Source organism: Flavobacterium sp. (genome assembly GCF_044348915.1).
Lineage (GTDB): Bacteria > Bacteroidota > Bacteroidia > Flavobacteriales > Flavobacteriaceae > Flavobacterium.
The window spans coordinates 1-17,141 of sequence record NZ_JBIKRX010000062.1 but is presented as its reverse complement, the minus strand read 5'-3'; the positions used below and the strand labels follow the sequence as shown (position 1 = coordinate 17,141).

13 protein-coding genes are annotated in these 17,141 nt (G+C 35.4%); 12 read left to right on the top strand and 1 reads right to left on the bottom strand.

Translation table 11 applies throughout. The annotated features are described in order from the left end of the window. Positions 1-492: 492 nt before the first annotated feature. From dnaK to ACIQ1E_RS10555, 5 genes are all read left to right on the top strand, one after another. Positions 493-2,382: a molecular chaperone DnaK gene (gene dnaK / locus ACIQ1E_RS10575; protein ID WP_396171272.1), complete on the top strand. Its 1,890-nt coding sequence runs from the start codon at positions 493-495 to the stop codon at positions 2,380-2,382. 387 nt (positions 2,383-2,769) lie between these two features. Beyond that, positions 2,770-3,840 carry a magnesium/cobalt transporter CorA gene (gene corA / locus ACIQ1E_RS10570; RefSeq protein ID WP_396171271.1) on the top strand — a complete coding sequence of 357 codons (1,071 nt, stop codon included), beginning with the start codon at positions 2,770-2,772 and terminating at the stop codon, positions 3,838-3,840. 73 nt (positions 3,841-3,913) lie between these two features. Beyond that, on the top strand, positions 3,914-6,007 hold the full coding sequence (gene pta, locus ACIQ1E_RS10565) for a phosphate acetyltransferase (RefSeq protein WP_396171270.1): 2,094 nt from the start codon (positions 3,914-3,916) through the stop codon (positions 6,005-6,007). An 81-nt stretch (positions 6,008-6,088) separates the two neighbouring features. Further along, complete coding sequence (locus tag ACIQ1E_RS10560; RefSeq protein WP_396171269.1) at positions 6,089-7,273, top strand: acetate/propionate family kinase; 1,185 nt, start codon at positions 6,089-6,091, stop codon at positions 7,271-7,273. 144 nt (positions 7,274-7,417) lie between these two features. Continuing rightward, positions 7,418-7,588 (top strand): hypothetical protein, encoded by a 171-nt coding sequence (locus ACIQ1E_RS10555; protein WP_315151203.1) that lies wholly within the window; start codon positions 7,418-7,420, stop codon positions 7,586-7,588. A gap of 67 nt (positions 7,589-7,655) precedes the next feature. Here the strand turns inward: ACIQ1E_RS10555 and ACIQ1E_RS10550 are convergent, their stop codons facing one another. After that, a complete protein-coding gene (locus ACIQ1E_RS10550; RefSeq protein ID WP_396171268.1) occupies positions 7,656-9,092 on the bottom strand; it encodes an MFS transporter in 1,437 nt (478 codons plus the stop codon). A 246-nt stretch (positions 9,093-9,338) separates the two neighbouring features. Between ACIQ1E_RS10550 and ACIQ1E_RS10545 the strand changes: the two genes are divergently transcribed. From ACIQ1E_RS10545 to ACIQ1E_RS10515, 7 genes are all read left to right on the top strand, one after another. Next, positions 9,339-10,955 (top strand): ABC-F family ATP-binding cassette domain-containing protein, encoded by a 1,617-nt coding sequence (locus ACIQ1E_RS10545; RefSeq protein WP_396171267.1) that lies wholly within the window; start codon positions 9,339-9,341, stop codon positions 10,953-10,955. Between the two features lie 370 nt (positions 10,956-11,325). Continuing rightward, a complete protein-coding gene (gene pyrR, locus ACIQ1E_RS10540; RefSeq protein ID WP_396171266.1) occupies positions 11,326-11,865 on the top strand; it encodes a bifunctional pyr operon transcriptional regulator/uracil phosphoribosyltransferase PyrR in 540 nt (179 codons plus the stop codon). A 6-nt stretch (positions 11,866-11,871) separates the two neighbouring features. Next, on the top strand, positions 11,872-12,798 hold the full coding sequence (locus tag ACIQ1E_RS10535) for an aspartate carbamoyltransferase catalytic subunit (protein ID WP_396171265.1): 927 nt from the start codon (positions 11,872-11,874) through the stop codon (positions 12,796-12,798). A gap of 72 nt (positions 12,799-12,870) precedes the next feature. Continuing rightward, positions 12,871-13,203: a ribonuclease Z gene (locus tag ACIQ1E_RS10530; protein ID WP_396171264.1), complete on the top strand. Its 333-nt coding sequence runs from the start codon at positions 12,871-12,873 to the stop codon at positions 13,201-13,203. Positions 13,204-13,302: 99 nt separating this feature from the next. Continuing rightward, entirely contained in the window at positions 13,303-14,208 is a 906-nt protein-coding gene (locus ACIQ1E_RS10525) for a ribonuclease Z (RefSeq protein WP_396171263.1), read from the top strand. Between the two features lie 217 nt (positions 14,209-14,425). Continuing rightward, positions 14,426-15,070 (top strand): pyridoxamine 5'-phosphate oxidase, encoded by a 645-nt coding sequence (gene pdxH, locus ACIQ1E_RS10520; protein WP_396171262.1) that lies wholly within the window; start codon positions 14,426-14,428, stop codon positions 15,068-15,070. A gap of 360 nt (positions 15,071-15,430) precedes the next feature. After that, complete coding sequence (locus ACIQ1E_RS10515) at positions 15,431-16,687, top strand: nucleoside permease (RefSeq protein ID WP_396171261.1); 1,257 nt, start codon at positions 15,431-15,433, stop codon at positions 16,685-16,687. Positions 16,688-17,141 lie beyond the last annotated feature (454 nt).

The window sequence follows — 17,141 nt, the reverse complement described above, 5'->3', positions numbered from 1 at the left end:
ACAAAATATAAAAAGATTCACCTAATAAATCCAATGACTATGTGGCATGAATTCGAATTTTATTTCACGTCATTTTGACATGAAATAAAATCCCTATATTTGAGACTGATTAGTTACAATTTTTTCTTGCAAATTATATTATTTTAAATCAGAAGGATTCATAATAAAATAATGTTTTTGATATTCAGAATGCCCTAGCCCAGATGGAAACGGCATCCTCTTGTGGTCTCGTTTTTAAGACGAGACCACAAGAGATATAGTGTACAGCGGGAAATAGCTCCTGAAACCCTCAGCATAAATACTAAAAACACACCCCGACCTTTGGTCACCCCTCTCAAGAGGGGAATTAAAAATGTCATCTTGTCATATTATTTTCCGCCAATTCTAACATAAACTGACAATTTATAGGCTGTCATTGTCTTGGCACAAAGATTGACTATTGCAACTCGAACTGTTAAAATAAGTATTCAATAAAAATTAAATATAGTAAAAATGGGTAAAATAATCGGAATTGATTTAGGTACAACCAACTCTTGTGTTTCTGTAATGGAAGGTAGCGAAGCAGTTGTTATCCCTAACGCAGAAGGAAAAAGAACAACTCCATCTATCATTGCATTTGTAGAAGGTGGCGAAATTAAAGTAGGGGATCCTGCTAAAAGACAAGCGGTAACTAATCCAACTAAGACTATTGCTTCTATCAAACGTTTTATGGGACAAGGTTTTGGTGAAGTTTCGGCTGAAGCGAAAAGAGTGTCGTATAAAATTGTAAAAGGAGACAACAATACACCACGTGTAGATATCGATGGTCGTTTGTATTCTGCTCAAGAATTGTCAGCTATGACACTTCAAAAAATGAAAAAAACTGCTGAAGACTATTTAGGTCAAACAGTTACTGAAGCAGTTATTACTGTTCCTGCTTACTTTAATGATGCACAACGTCAAGCTACTAAAGAAGCTGGTGAAATTGCAGGTCTTAAAGTGATGCGTATTATCAACGAACCTACTGCTGCAGCTTTGGCTTACGGTTTGGATAAAAGAGGAAAAGATCAAAAAATTGCTGTTTACGATTTAGGTGGAGGTACATTTGATATCTCTGTTCTTGAATTGGGTGACGGTGTTTTCGAAGTATTGTCTACAAATGGTGATACTCACCTTGGTGGAGATGATTTCGACCACGAAATTATTGACTGGTTGGCTAACGAATTCAACGCTGAAGAAGGTATTGACTTACGTTTGGATCCAATGTCATTGCAACGTTTGAAAGAAGCTGCTGAGAAAGCAAAAATTGAATTGTCTTCTTCTGCTGAAACTGAAATCAACTTGCCATATGTAACTGCTACAGCTTCAGGACCAAAACACTTAGTTAAAAAATTAACAAGAGCTAAATTCGAACAATTAACTGATTCATTGGTAAAACGTTCTATGGCACCAGTTGCCAAAGCGTTGAAAGATGCAGGTTTATCTGTTTCTGATATTGACGAAGTTATCTTGGTTGGAGGTTCTACTCGTATGCCAAGAATTGCTGACGAAGTGGAGAAATTCTTCGGTAAAAAAGCGTCTAAAGGAGTTAACCCTGATGAGGTTGTTGCGATTGGAGCAGCTATTCAAGGTGGAGTTCTTTCTGGAGATGTAAAAGATGTATTGTTACTTGACGTTACACCTTTATCTTTAGGTATCGAAACTATGGGTGGAGTTATGACTACATTGATAGAGTCTAACACTACTATTCCAACTAAAAAATCACAAGTATTCTCTACTGCTGCAGATTCTCAACCAACAGTTGAAATCCACGTATTGCAAGGAGCTAGAGCAATGGCTGCTGATAACAAAACTATTGGTCGTTTCCACTTAGATGGTATTCCACCAGCACCAAGAGGTGTTCCACAAATTGAAGTAACTTTTGATATTGATGCTAATGGTATCATCAAAGTTTCGGCAACTGACAAAGGAACTGGTAAATCTCACGATATTCGTATCGAAGCTTCATCTGGATTGACAGCTGAAGAAATCGAAAGAATGAAACAAGATGCTGAAGCTAACGCTGAGTCTGACAAAATCGCAAGAGAAAGAGCTGAAAAATTGAACGAAGCTGACGGAATGATTTTCCAAACTGAGTCTCAATTGAAAGAACTTGGAGAGAAATTGACAGATGAAAACAAAGTAGCTATCGAGTACGCTTTGACTGAATTGAGAATGGCTCACCAATCTCAAGACATTCCAGCTATTCAAACAGCTCTTGACAACATCAACGCAGCTTGGAAAAAAGCTACTGAAGCTATGTACGCTCAAGGAGAACAAGCTCAAGGTGGTGGGCAACAACCACAAGGAGAACAACCACAAGGAGATAACGTAGAAGACGTTGAATTCGAAGAGGTGAAATAAGCAGAGAACTCATTTTTTGAATAAAAAATGATGTGAATCGCTTATCCCGATTTTTATCGGGATCTTCTGAAGAACATAAATAATGAAAAACCGAGTCAGCAATGGCTCGGTTTTTTTTTTTTTGGTTTATAATTCCTGTTATAATTTTGTAATGCTGGTTCTCATTCCTTTTCAAAATTGTTAGTAATAAAGTCCCATTTTATAACACTATTTTTATAATAAACAAATGATTATTCTCATAAATGAACTGTTTATTTCTAAATACTTTTGTATTTTGAATAAGTATGTTGAAAAATGTTATTTTTTTATTAATATTTCCAACAATTGATAAAAGTCACATATCATTTTAAAAGATTTTTGTAATATTACTACATTAATTTTTTTTTGATGAGAAGGATCAAATATAAAAAAGGCAGAAGGCTACAACAGTTCAATTTAGAATACACCGGAATTCATAAAGAAACCGATTCAGAAATGCAATTGTTTGTTTATGATGAAAATCATATTTCTGAATTTCAGGAACTCAATTTTGTGGAATTGGAGAAGTATATTGATATTCAAAAAACGAATTGGATCAATGTTCACGGGCTAAACGATCTTGATTTAATAAAAAACATCGGAGCTTTTTTCAAGATAGAGGACTATATGCTTGCCGATATTTTGAATACCAATCGAAGAACAAAGGTAGAGGAGCAACACGATTTGCTTTTTTTCAATATTAAATCATTGCTACCGGCTGGAGATTCTGATGCTATTCGTGCTGAGCAAATTAGTTTTTTGATGAAAGATGGCGTGCTCATCTCCTTTCAAGAAAAGAGAAGTGATTTTTTTACTCATATTCGCGAGCGTCTTCGTGCGCAATCGGGAGTCATAAGATCCAAAAAAGCTGACTTTTTGTTGTATGTGCTGCTTGATGCGATTATGGAGAATTTTTATATTACTATCGAAAATGAAGAGAACAAAATTGATGAGTTAATCAATCTAACGAAGAGTAATGCAGGTCCTATAATTTTAGAACGAATAGAACAGCATCGTGATAACTTTAATTTTTTGAAGCGTGCTATAACGCCAATTCGGGATTCGTTGTATGAAATAAAAAGCATGAAAGACGACAATGTCTTCAATGCAATTGAGGAAGATAATTTTAGTTTTTTTTCCAGATTACATCAAAAAAGTTTGGAGTTATTAGAGCAAATTGAGTCCGATATGAGTACGCTGCATAGCGCTTCTGATTTTTATTTTTCGGCTCAAAGTCATAGTATGAATGAGATAATGAAGACCTTGACTGTTGTTTCGGCGATATTTATTCCACTAACATTTATTGTGGGAGTTTATGGAATGAATTTTAAATATATGCCAGAATTAGAATATGAATATGGCTATTATACTGTCGTTGGAGTAATGTTTTTGATGGTTATAGGGATGATGTTCTATTTTAAAAAGCGGCATTGGTTTTAACATCCAAACTGATAATTCAAAATTTCGCATAGCATAAGTAAAACAAGATTTGTAAATTTTAAATAATAATAAAATGAATAAAGCGATATATATCGCAACAAGCGAGGAAGATAGTGGTAAATCGATTGTTACTCTAGGTTTAATGAGTATGCTGATGAGTAAAACTGCCAAAGTGGGTTATTTCAGGCCTATTGTCGAAGATGTTGAAGACGGACAGCAAGATAATCATATCGAAACGGTAATCAACCATTTTGGTTTGGATATTGATTATAATGACACTTTTGCCATCAAGAAGAGCAAATTGATCAAGAAGAAAAACAAAGGAAAACTTGGAGAGGTACTCGATTTGATTATTGAAAAATACAAGCAACTCGAGGATAAATCTGATTTTGTTTTGGTCGAAGGAACTAGTTTTATGGGTGAAGGTACAGCAATCGAAATGGATTTGAATGTACTTATCGCTAAAAACCTTGGAATTCCTGCAATTATTGTGGGTACAGGAGTTGGTAAGACCCTGGATGAACTGGTGGATAGTCTTGGTCTAGCCTATCATTCTTTCAAAATGAAAGATGTTGAAGTCTTGTCGGTCATTGCCAATAAAGTACTACCCGAAAATATAGAATTGGTTAAAGCTGGATTGAAGAAAAGTTTGCCACAAGGTGTTTTGGTGGATGCAATCCCGATGATTTCAAGTTTGAAAAACATTACGATTCAGGAAATTGTCAACGAATTAGATGCTGAAGTTTTGTTTGGAGAGGCCTATCTCAACAATCAAATATCTAGTTTTAGTGTTGGAGCAATGCAACTTCGAAATTATTTAATGCACTTGAAAGAGGATGGATTAGTGATTACTCCAGGTGATAGAGCCGATATCATCTTAGGGGCATTACAAGCCAATGAATCGATCAATTATCCTTCGATTTCAGGTATCGTTTTGACAGGAAATATTATTCCAGAAGAAACCATTCTGAAATTGATTGAGGGACTTTCTCCTGTTGTGCCGATTATTGCAGTACATGAAGGAACTTATGTAATTACCAATAAAATTGGGGATATCAAGCCTAAAATTTACGCGAACAACCTGCAAAAAATTGAAACGTCGATAGATACTTTCGAAAAATATGTGGATCTAGATAGTTTAACTGAAAAATTCATCGAGTTTGAAGTCGAAGGAATGACTCCAAAAATGTTCCAATATAATTTAGTCAAAAGAGCTAAGAAACACCGTAAACATATTGTATTGCCCGAGGGTAACGATGATAGAATACTTATCGCTGCCGAAAGATTATTGTTTATGGACGTGGTCGAAATTACGATTCTTGGTGAGCCAAAACAAATTACAAGCAGATCAGCAGAATTAGGTTTGGATATCGATTTTACCAAAGTACATATCATCAATCCTAGAAAAGACAAAAATTATGATGATTATGTAAATACCTACTATGAGTTGCGAAAAGAAAAGAAAATGACGGTGGAAGTTGCTAAAGATTTGATGCAAGACGGTTCTTATTTCGGAACAATGATGGTGTATAAAGGTCACGCAGACGGTATGGTTTCAGGTGCAGCACACACTACGCAACATACTATTTTGCCCGCTTTGCAATTCATTAAAACGAAACCAAATTCATCGGTAGTTTCTTCTATATTCTTTATGTGTTTAGAAGATAGAGTATCTATTTTTGGAGATTGTGCTATCAATCCAAATCCAACAGCAGAACAACTAGCAGAGATTGCAATTTCTTCGGCAGATTCAAGTTTGGCGTTCGGTATTGAGCCAAAAGTTGCCATGCTTTCTTACTCTTCGGGCTCCTCAGGAAAAGGAGACGAGGTAGATAAAGTTAGAACGGCTACTGAAATTGTAAAAAGAAAACGTCCTGATTTGAAAATTGAAGGGCCAATTCAATATGATGCAGCAGTTGATTTAGAAGTGGGTCAAAGTAAAATGCCAAATTCAGAAGTAGCCGGACACGCAAGCGTATTGGTTTTCCCTGATTTGAATACAGGAAATAACACCTACAAAGCAGTGCAAAGAGAAACAGGCGCTTTGGCTATTGGTCCAATGTTGCAAGGGTTGAACAAACCCGTTAACGATTTGAGTCGTGGTTGTACCGTTGATGACATTATCAATACTGTTGTAATTACAGCGATTCAAGCGCAAGGGCTTTAGATTTCAGATATAATAATTAATAAAAACTTTGCGACTTTGTCCCGATAGCTATCGGGATTGTAGCAAAAAAATAATTCAATAATGAAAATTTTAATAATAAATTCGGGTAGTTCATCAATCAAATATCAAATGATTGCGATGCCCAGTCAGGAAGTAATTTGTTCTGGTATCATCGATAGAATCGGCCAGGAAGCCTCTAGTTTTGTTTATCAAACCAATGTTAATAAGACAGAAGAAATTTTACCCATTCCAAATCACAAAACGGGCTTGCAAAAAATTGCTCGCAAATTGATGGATGATACCATTGGAGTAATACAATCTACCGATGAAATAACAGCAGTGGGCCATCGTGTGGTTCACGGAGGTAGCAATTTTTCGAATACCACCATTATCAACAATGAGGTTAAAGAGAAAATTAAACAACTTTTTGATTTGGCTCCCTTGCATAACCCTGCAAACTATGAAGGAATAGTGGTCGCTGAGGAGATTTTTGATAAAGCAATACAAGTGGCCGTTTTTGATACTGCTTTTCATCAAACCATGCCCATTGAAGCCTATAAATATGCTATCCCAAATTATCTTTTGACTGATAAGAAAATTCGAGTTTACGGTTTTCACGGAACAAGTCATAAGTATGTTTCAGAAAAAGCAATCAATTTTCTAGAAAATTCATCCAAAATAATTACCATCCATTTAGGAAACGGTTGCAGTATGACCGCTATCAGAGATGGAAAAAGTATTGATACTAGTTTAGGTTTCGGTCCAATGAATGGATTGGTGATGGGAACTCGGAGTGGTGATGTGGATCAATCGGTAATATTTCATATGGTAAATGCCTTGGGTTACTCCCTTGCCGAAGTAAACACGATGCTTCAAAAACAGAGTGGAATGTTGGGTCTAACAGGTTTCAGTGATTTGAGAGATATTGAAGCCAATGCCGAAAATGGAAACAAAGACTGTCAATTGGCTTTGGTTATGAATGCCTATCGCATCAAAAAATACATTGGTTCTTATGCGGCTGCTTTAGGCGGATTGGATGCCATTATTTTCACAGCGGGAATTGGTGAGAATTCACCATTTATACGAAAATTAGTTTGTACTGATATGGAATTTTTCGGACTTGAATTGGACTTAGATAAAAATGACATTCGTTCAAAAGAAATCAGAGAAATCAATACTCCACAATCAAAAACTAAGATATTGGTTGTCCCTACTAATGAGGAGATCGAAATTGCCAATCAGGTTTTTGAATTGTTATCGAAATAAATTGCTGAATAATTAATTAAGATTTTAAAATCGTAATCAATTTGGATGCATGACTGTGTTTTAATTAAAATATTATCAACAATTTATTGCTGAGAAAAAAATTTAAACATACATTTGTACCTACATTCAAAAATTCCGGAAAAAATGTTTGATTTTACACAGTATTTAGGCTTTTTACTTTTCTTAACCGTTCTTACTATAGGATTTTGGTTGATGTTTTTCTTGGTTGGTTTCGTTTCCTACTGGGTAGGTGGAGCAACTTGGGAAGCTTACAAAGAGAAAAAAGCAAAAAAAGAAGCAGAAGAATCAGTTTAGTTTGATTCTCAAATAAAAAAAGGACTCGAAAACGAGTCCTTTTTTTTTGGTTTTATAGTCAAATTTATTAATGTCCTCCACTAATTTTCTGGTCAAAATCAATACCTTGACTTCTCAAAATTCCACTTACTTTCCAAGCATAGAATGCCAAATAAGCAAAACATAAAACACCCACAATATAACTAGGTTGAATTCCGATGCTTTCAGCAACTTCTCCTTGTAGCCAAGCTACAATTCCACCACCCATAATCATCATAATCAAGAAACTACTTCCCTGGCTTGTGTTTTTTCCTAAACCACTTACAGCCAAAGTAAAGATACAAGGCCACAGTGTACTACAAAATAAACCAACACTGGTGAAAGCATACACGCTGATCATATCGCTTGTCGCCATTCCTGTAAACAAGGCAATAATTCCTAAAACCGAAAAGATAAGCAGCATTCGGGCTGGATTCCCTTTACTAGCCATATCAGCGGCTATAAGTACTAAAATGATTAATCCATATACATAGAACGGAGTTAAATCGTGTTTTGCAATGGCATTAACTAATAAGAAAACACCAAACGCTAAATAGGGAGCAACGAATCGAAGTATTTTTTGGATGCTCATATCGTCGGTAAACGCTTCAACAGCGCCAGTCCAACGACCAATCATTAAACTCGCCCAATATAAGGATACATAAGGGGCAATATCTCCAATGTCAAATCCCAATTTACTTTCCATATACGCTGGTAAATTAGCAGCAGTAGAAACTTCTACACCTACATAAAGGAAAATCGCTATCATTCCCATTACTAACTGTGGGTATTGTAAAGCCGAACTTTTTGCTGAAGCAGACGCTTCAACAGATTCTTCAATGGTTTCTGGATGTTCGGGCAAAGAAGAAAATTTCAATAAAACCGCTACAATTATAAATGCCAAACCTAAGATCAAATAAGGAATTTTTACGCTTTCGATGCTCATATCTGTATTTCCGGAGGCCGCAGAGCCAAAAATGGCAAAGCTCACGATTAGCGGACCAATCGTTGTTCCAAAATTATTGATTCCACCAGCTAAAGTCAATCGCTGCGAACCTGTTTTTATTGGTCCTAAAGCAATGGCCAAAGGGTTGGCAACGGTTTGTTGCAATGAAAAACCCAAACCAACAATGAATAATCCGGCAAGCATCAAGGTATAGGATCCCGTATTGGCTGCAGGATAAAACAATAAAGTTCCCAGAGCCGAAATAACTAGACCTAAGGCAAGCCCATTTTTGTAGCCAATTTTATTAACTAAATCTTTACCTATCAATAAGGAAATGCCCATATATAATAAGGAGCCCACAGTGTAGGAAATATAAAAAGCTAAGGATACAAACTGGCTTTGTCCTTGAGTTAAATCAAATGCTTTTTTGAAAACAGGGATTAAAATGTCGTTACTGGCAGCGACAAATCCCCAAAAGAAGAAAACGGTTACAAGGGGAATAAATTGCCCCCAATTGGTTTTTGAACTTTCTGAAGTCATGGTGAGAATTGGTTTTAAAGAAAATTAGTTTTTAAAATATTTTATTAATGGTAAATGTAGCGGTAATGTGAAAGAAAAAAAAATTTTAGAAGATAAAAATTTTGAAAAATAAACCAACGGCAGTGTTTATTCAACAAACTGTAATTTAATAATAGGAATTTTAGTTTTAATTAAAAAACTTGACAATGTACACTGAACACTGAACACTTTTAACTACTTTTGCAAAAAATTTCTAAAAATCAATTTATGTTATCCATCAATAATTTATCAGTTCAGTTTGGCAAAAGAATTTTGTTCGACGAAGTAAATACTGTTTTCGGTCAAGGAAATATTTACGGAGTTATTGGCGCAAACGGAGCTGGAAAATCGACTTTTCTTAAAATCATTACGGGTGATATGGATCCAACTTCTGGAAATATTCATTTAGAACCCGGAAAAAGGATGTCCGTTTTGAATCAGAATCATAATATGTTCGACGAGCATACCGTGCTTGAAACTGTGATGATGGGAAACAAGGTTTTGCATAAAGTAAAAACCGAAATGGATGCTTTGTATTTGGATTATTCTGACGAAAATGCGGATAGAATAGGAGAATTACAAGTTCAATTCGAAGAAATGAATGGCTGGAATGCAGAATCAGATGCTGCTTCGATGCTTTCGAATCTTGGTATTAATGAGGATAATCATTACACTATGATGGCTGACTTGGAAGGAAAAATGAAAGTGCGTGTGCTTTTGGCGCAAGCCCTTTTCGGAAATCCTGATTTGTTGATTATGGATGAGCCTACCAACGACTTGGATTTTGAAACCATCGCTTGGTTGGAGAATTTCCTAGCGAATTATGAAAATACAGTGATTGTCGTATCGCACGACCGTCACTTCTTGGACGCAGTTTGTACGCATATTTCGGATATCGATTTTGGTAAAATCAATCACTATTCTGGGAACTACACATTTTGGTATGAATCGAGCCAATTAGCTGCCAAACAACGGGCGCAACAAAACAAAAAAGCCGAAGAAAAGAAACAAGAGTTAGAAGAGTTTATCCGTCGTTTTTCGGCGAATGTGGCCAAATCGAAACAGGCTACTTCTCGTAAAAAGATGATTTCTAAATTGAATATTTCGGAAATTAAGCCTTCAAGCCGTCGTTATCCTGCAATTATTTTTGATCAGGAGCGTGAAGCGGGTGATCAGATTTTGAATGTGCAAAACCTAAGCGCCTCTGTTGATGGAGAACTTTTGTTTAATGGTGTCGATTTGAATATGGCCAAAGGAGATAAAATTGTGCTTTTCTCAAAAGATTCACGTGCTACAACGGCATTTTATGAAATATTAAACGGAAATCAAACTGCCGATTCAGGAACTTATGATTGGGGAGTTACTACGAATCAGGCCTATTTGCCAGGCGATAATCATTCATTTTTCGAAAATGATTATTCACTTGTAGACTGGTTACGTCAATGGGTAAAAACCGAAGAAGAGCGTGACGAAGTTAATATTCGTAGTTTCTTGGGGAAAATGATTTTCTCGGGAGAAGAAGCGCTCAAAACTTGTAATGTATTGTCAGGAGGAGAGAAAGTACGTTGTATGTTGTCTCGAATGATGATGGAAAGAGCCAATGTTTTAATGATTGACGAACCAACGAATCACTTGGATTTGGAATCGATTACCGCTTTTAATAACTCATTAAAAAACTATAAAGGTTCTGTTATTTTTACCACACATGATCACGAGTTTGCTCAAACGGTGGGAAATAGAGTAGTGGAGTTAACACCAAAAGGAGCTATCGACCGCTATATGACTTTCGACGAATACTTAGATAATGAAGGTGTTCAGGAATTAAGAACAAAAATGTATTCTTAAAGAGATAGAGAAGAAAATAGAATATAGAGAATAGACTTAATCCCGCTGAATTTTGGTGGGATTTTTTTTGAAAATTAATTTTTAGATATTAGATAAATTCGCTTATTTTTGTTATGTACAGCATTTGTTAGAAACTAATTTTGTTGGTTTTGTTCATTCCGACGAAGGAGGAATCTCATAAGTGGCTCATTTTGTATGATTGCTTCGCCTGTTTGCTTCGCTCTAGTAATCCTTTTTTCGAAAGACATAAACTGTAACTACTTGAGTTAAGCAGATAAAATTCAATTAATATTATTCGGTTTTTTTTCGAGAATTCAAATTTGAGTTTGACAAAAAAAGTTTATCTTTACATCCCAAACAACACTTCATTATGAGTAAAAAAGTATTGCTCACTTCAAAAGAAGTCAATATAATTCTGCACCGTTTGGCCTGTCAGTTAGTCGAAAAACATCTTGATTTTTCGGATACTATTTTGGTTGGCATTCAACCCCGAGGTACTTTCCTGGCAGAGCGATTAAAAGTTCTGTTGGAAATCGAATATAACATTTCAAAAATTGCATTGGGTTATTTGGACATCACTTTCTTTCGAGATGATTTCCGACGAACCAATAAACCTTTGGAAGCCAACAAAACTCAAATTGATTTTATTGTAGAAAACAAGAAAGTCGTTTTTATAGACGATGTTTTATATACAGGTCGTAGTATTCGATCGGCTTTGACTGCTATTCAATCTTTTGGAAGACCATCCGAAATCGAATTATTAGTACTTATTGATCGTCGTTTTAGTCGTCATTTACCTATTCAACCCGATTTTCGTGGTCGTCAGGTCGATGCTTTCAACGACGAAAAAGTTCAGGTGTGTTGGAAAGAACAAGACGGTGAAGATGCCGTTTATTTAATTAATAAATAGTATAAAATGAGCGAGTTAAGTGTAAATCATTTATTAGGAATAAAATATATCAACAAGAAAGATATCGACCTCATTTTTGAAACCGCTGATCATTTTAAAGAAGTTATTAATCGTCCCATCAAAAAAGTTCCTTCACTTCGCGACATTACCATTGCCAATATATTTTTCGAAAACAGTACCCGAACCAAACTTTCCTTTGAATTAGCTCAAAAACGCTTGTCAGCAGATGTCATTAGTTTCTCAGCAGCGCAATCATCGGTCAAAAAAGGAGAAACCCTGATTGATACCGTAAACAATATCCTTTCGATGAAAGTCGATATGGTCGTGATGCGACATTCTAATCCTGGTGCAGCTCACTTTTTATCTCAAAATGTAAAAGCTAGTATAGTAAATGCTGGAGATGGAGCACACGAACACCCAACTCAAGCCTTGCTGGATAGTTATTCCATCCGAGAAAAACTAGGCGAAGTTGCTGGAAAAAAAGTAGTGATTGTAGGTGATATTTTGCATTCCAGAGTAGCACTTTCGAATATCTATGCATTGCAAATGCAAGGTGCCGAAGTAAAAGTTTGCGGGCCTAAAACACTTATACCGCGTTATATTGAATCACTTGGTGTTACGGTTGAACCTAATTTACGTAAAGCGCTAGAATGGTGCGATGTAGCGAATATGCTTCGCGTGCAAAACGAAAGAATGGATGTGAATTTTTTTCCATCAACTCGGGAATATGCTCAACAATACGGCTTAGACAAGACCTTGCTCGATTCGCTTAATAAAGAGATCGTCATTATGCACCCTGGCCCCATAAATCGCGGGGTTGAAATCACCTCAGACGTGGCCGATTCCAAACAATCTATGATTTTAAACCAAGTAGAAAATGGAGTTGCCATCAGAATGGCAGTAATTTATTTATTGGCATCCAAAATTCAATAATTATTATTTCTTCATCCATTTTCAAAGCACAAATTTTCTTTGTATATTAGCAATACTATAAATTTTAGCGTCATGAAGGTAGAACAAAAAGGGCATACTGTTATCGTAAAAGATACACAAGGTGATTTGGATTCATTTCGTTTGAAATTAACTAATGAATACAAAACGTTCCAAAAAAGCAATATTATTGTTGATATTAGTAAGTATAAAACGCTTTCTGTAAAAGACATAGAAAGTTTTTTGCCACTTTCCAAAACCCATAGAAAAGCAAAAAAATCATTTATTATTGTGACTTCGGAGCCTGATTTTAATGCGGTTTCCGATAAATTAGCTATAGTTCGCTCGTTGCAGGAAGCCCACGATATTATTGAAATGGAGGAGATTGAGAGAGATTTAGGGTTTTAAAAGGTTAATTGCGTATTCGCTTAACTGTTTAATCGAATAACTAAATAACCAAATAACCGATTAACCAAATAAGCGATTAACCAAATAAGCGAATAAACTTTGAATTTAACCATCCTCGGCTGTTATGCGGCAACTCCAAGAACTATTACTAATCCAACTTCTCAAGTATTAGAAATCAGGAATAGGCTTTTTCTCATTGATTGCGGTGAAGGCACACAAGTGCAATTGCGTAAAAACAAAATTAAGTTTTCGAAAATCAATCAGGTGTTTATTTCTCATTTGCACGGCGATCATTTTTTTGGCTTGATTGGTTTGATTTCAACTTTTGCCTTGCTCAACAGAACCACCGATTTGCATATTTATGGACCAAAAGGAATCAAGGAAATTGTCAATTTGCAATTGCGATTGTCAAATTCTTGGACGAAATACGATTTGTACTTTCACGAATTAGAATCCAAAGAAAGTGAAACTATTTTTGAAGATGATAAAGTAATTGTGAAAACTATTCCTTTAAATCATCGGGTTTACACCAATGGTTTTTTATTTCAGGAAAAGATAAGAGAGCGAAAATTGAATCTGGATGCGGTGCTGAACTACGAGATCGAAACCTGCTATTACCAAAATATCAAAAACGGAAAAGACATCACTTTGGAAGATGGTCGTGTAATTGAAAACGACAAATTGACTTTTGATCCTATGCCGCCACTGAGCTATGCTTTTTGTTCCGACACTGCCTATAACGAAAGCATTATTCCCTTGATAAAAGAAGTTGATGTTTTGTACCACGAATCAACTTTCCTAGATTCAGAGGAAGCATTGGCTGGAAAAACGATGCATTCCACAGCCAAAGAAGCTGCTAGAATTGCTTTGAAAGCCAATGTAAAACAATTGATTTTAGGGCATTATTCTACACGTTACGAGAAAATAGGACATTTCAAAGATCAAGCAGAAACTATTTTCCCCAATGTGCTACTGGCAGATGATGGCAAATCATTCGATTTTTGATTTGGTTGCCACTAAGACACTAAGCCGCTAAGAAATGTTAATACTTGTAATTTTAACTTTTGGTTGGTGTATCTTGTTTAGGAAATTATACAGATGTTCTTCTTGAGTAATTGTCTTTTTAAAATTGAACTTTGTGGCTTTGTGACTTTGTGGCTGATATTTGTTTTGGTATTAAAAAACACAGTAATTTTGCATTCATAAAATCTAATCCCAAAAAATGGAAGACTTAAGCAATTATAGAAAATCGTATGAGAAAAGTGAACTTTTGGAAACCAATATTCCAGAAGATCCTATCAATTTATTCAACAGGTGGTTTCACGAAGTTGAGGATTTTGGCGGAGTAGATGAAGTAAATGCTATGACGGTTTCGACTCTTGGATTGGATGGTTTTCCCAAGTCGAGAGTGGTGCTTCTGAAGCAATTCACTTATGAAGGTTTTATTTTTTATACCAATTACAATTCTGAAAAGGGTAGGGCTATGGCCAATAATCCGAATGTTTGCCTTTCGTTTTTCTGGCCTTCAATGGAGCGGCAGGTTATTATAAAAGGAGTAGCCGAGAAAATTTCAGAGAATCTTTCTGATGGATATTTTGAGTCTCGACCAACAGGAAGCAAATTGGGTGCGATTGTTTCCAATCAGAGTGAAGTTATTGCGTCGAGAGCTGTTTTGGAAGATTCTTTGGCACAATTAGAAAGTGATTTTGAAGGTAAAGAAATTCCTCGCCCAGCATTTTGGGGTGGTTATTTAGTTCGTCCCGTTGCAGTAGAGTTTTGGCAAGGAAGACCTAATCGTCTTCACGATAGAATTCGGTACCAACTACAAGAAGATTATTATTGGAAAATTGACCGACTTTCTCCTTAGATTATAGATTGTGAATTATCTATATTTGTAAGGTAATATTTAATATTTTACTTACTTTGTGTATTTCATCGATTTTATTTGTTTTTTAATCGATGAAATATCTATATTTACATCAAGAAATAAAACATTAATACTCAGTTAAGAAACATTTAAAAAGTTTGCCCCACAATCTATTTTAAAAACTTAACCTACTTATACGAAATCATAATTGAGTTTTTTTGTTAATTAGTTAGAAAAACAGCTTTTCCCCGGAAGCTGTTTTTTTATTTAAAAGAATTCCTATTTATTATTCAGATATCTTAAATTATTCTTAGATTTACCCAATAGAATAGATGTTTTTTTAATTCAACTTAAGTTATTATGAATATTAAAAATCGGCTAACGTTGATGAGCTTTCTTCAATTTTTTGTTTGGGGAGCGTGGCTAATCACTGTAGGTAATTATTGGTTTGCAACCAAACAATGGAGTGGTGCCGAATTTGGTGCTATATTTTCAACTTTAGGGCTTTCTTCGATTATTATGCCTGCACTTACAGGAATTATTGCTGACCGCTGGGTCAATGCTGAAAAACTGTATGGAATTTTACATATTTTAGGAGGACTAGCACTTTGTTATATTCCTCAAGTGGATAGTCCAACCACTTTTTATTGGGTAATTTTTGTCGCGATGTTGTGTTATATGCCCACTATTTCCTTGTCGAATTCAGTGGCCTATACTATTTTGAAAAACAATAATTACGATGTTGTCAAAGTTTTTCCCCCCATACGAGTTTGGGGAACGATTGGTTTTATAGCCGCGATGTGGCTGACCAATTTATCTGGAAATAAAGCCTCTGCCAATATGTTTTATATTTCGGCCTTTGTAGCGATTGTATTGGGTATTTACTCTTTTAGCTTACCCAAATGTCCTCCGCAAAAATTGATTGATGAGAATGCTTCGTTTGTCAAAAAATTAGGCTTAGATGCCTTTAAGTTATTTGGAACCTATAAAATGGCTATATTCTTTATTTTCTCTATGTTTTTAGGCGCAGCTTTACAATTGACTAATATGTATGGTGATGTTTATTTATCTGAATTTGGAAAAATGCCAGAATACGCCGAAAGCTTTGTGGTACAAAAATCAACCTTAATAATGTCGATTTCCCAATTTTCGGAAACAGCCTTCATTTTGGCAATTCCGTTTTTCTTGAAGCGATTTGGCATCAAGCAAGTAATGTTGATTTCGATGTTAGCTTGGGTGTTGCGTTTCGGATTCTTTGCCTACGGAGATCCTTCATTTGGTGGAACATTTCTGATTATTATGTCTTGTATCGTTTACGGTATGGCATTTGATTTCTTCAATATCTCGGGTTCCTTGTTTATCGAAACAACTACCGATTCTTCTATTCGCTCTAGTGCCCAAGGTTTGTTTATGATGATGTCTAATGGTTTTGGTGCTTTCTTTGGCGGAATCATCAGCGGTCAAGTGATCGATACCTTTTTTACACACGATGGAGTTAGAGATTGGCACAATATCTGGTTGAGTTTTGCTGCCTATGCTTTGGTAATTGCCGTTGCGTTTTCAGTGCTTTTCAAACATAAACACAATCCTGAGGAAATGGCAAAAGTGAATCACTAAGAGATTTCCAAATAAAAGATAAACCTGACAGTTTTTGGAAAGCTGTCGGGTTTTTTAGTTTTAGAACGCATCAAGGCATCAAAAGGATGGAAGTATTCCTTAATAGCAGGAGCGAACTGGGGACATTTAAAAACGGAAGCATATTTTCAAGACTGCTTTTTACCTTTTAACATAAAGTAAATAGATAGTACAAATACAATGAGATAAAGAACATCTAAAAACGGGTCTTTCAAAGTGAATGTTGCAAAGTCGATGTGTTTGAATAATGTCAAGCCTAAAGTAAATGCGATAAGGGCAAAAAACCAGTTGATTCCTTTTTTATTTTCCATATTTAGTCATTCCTTAAAAACAAATTAACAATCTGATTGTTAATAACTTATGATAAAATAATATTAAAAAAGGCTCTGTTAAATTGCCAAAAAGTGTATATTTCGGTATAAAAAAGTGGCAATAT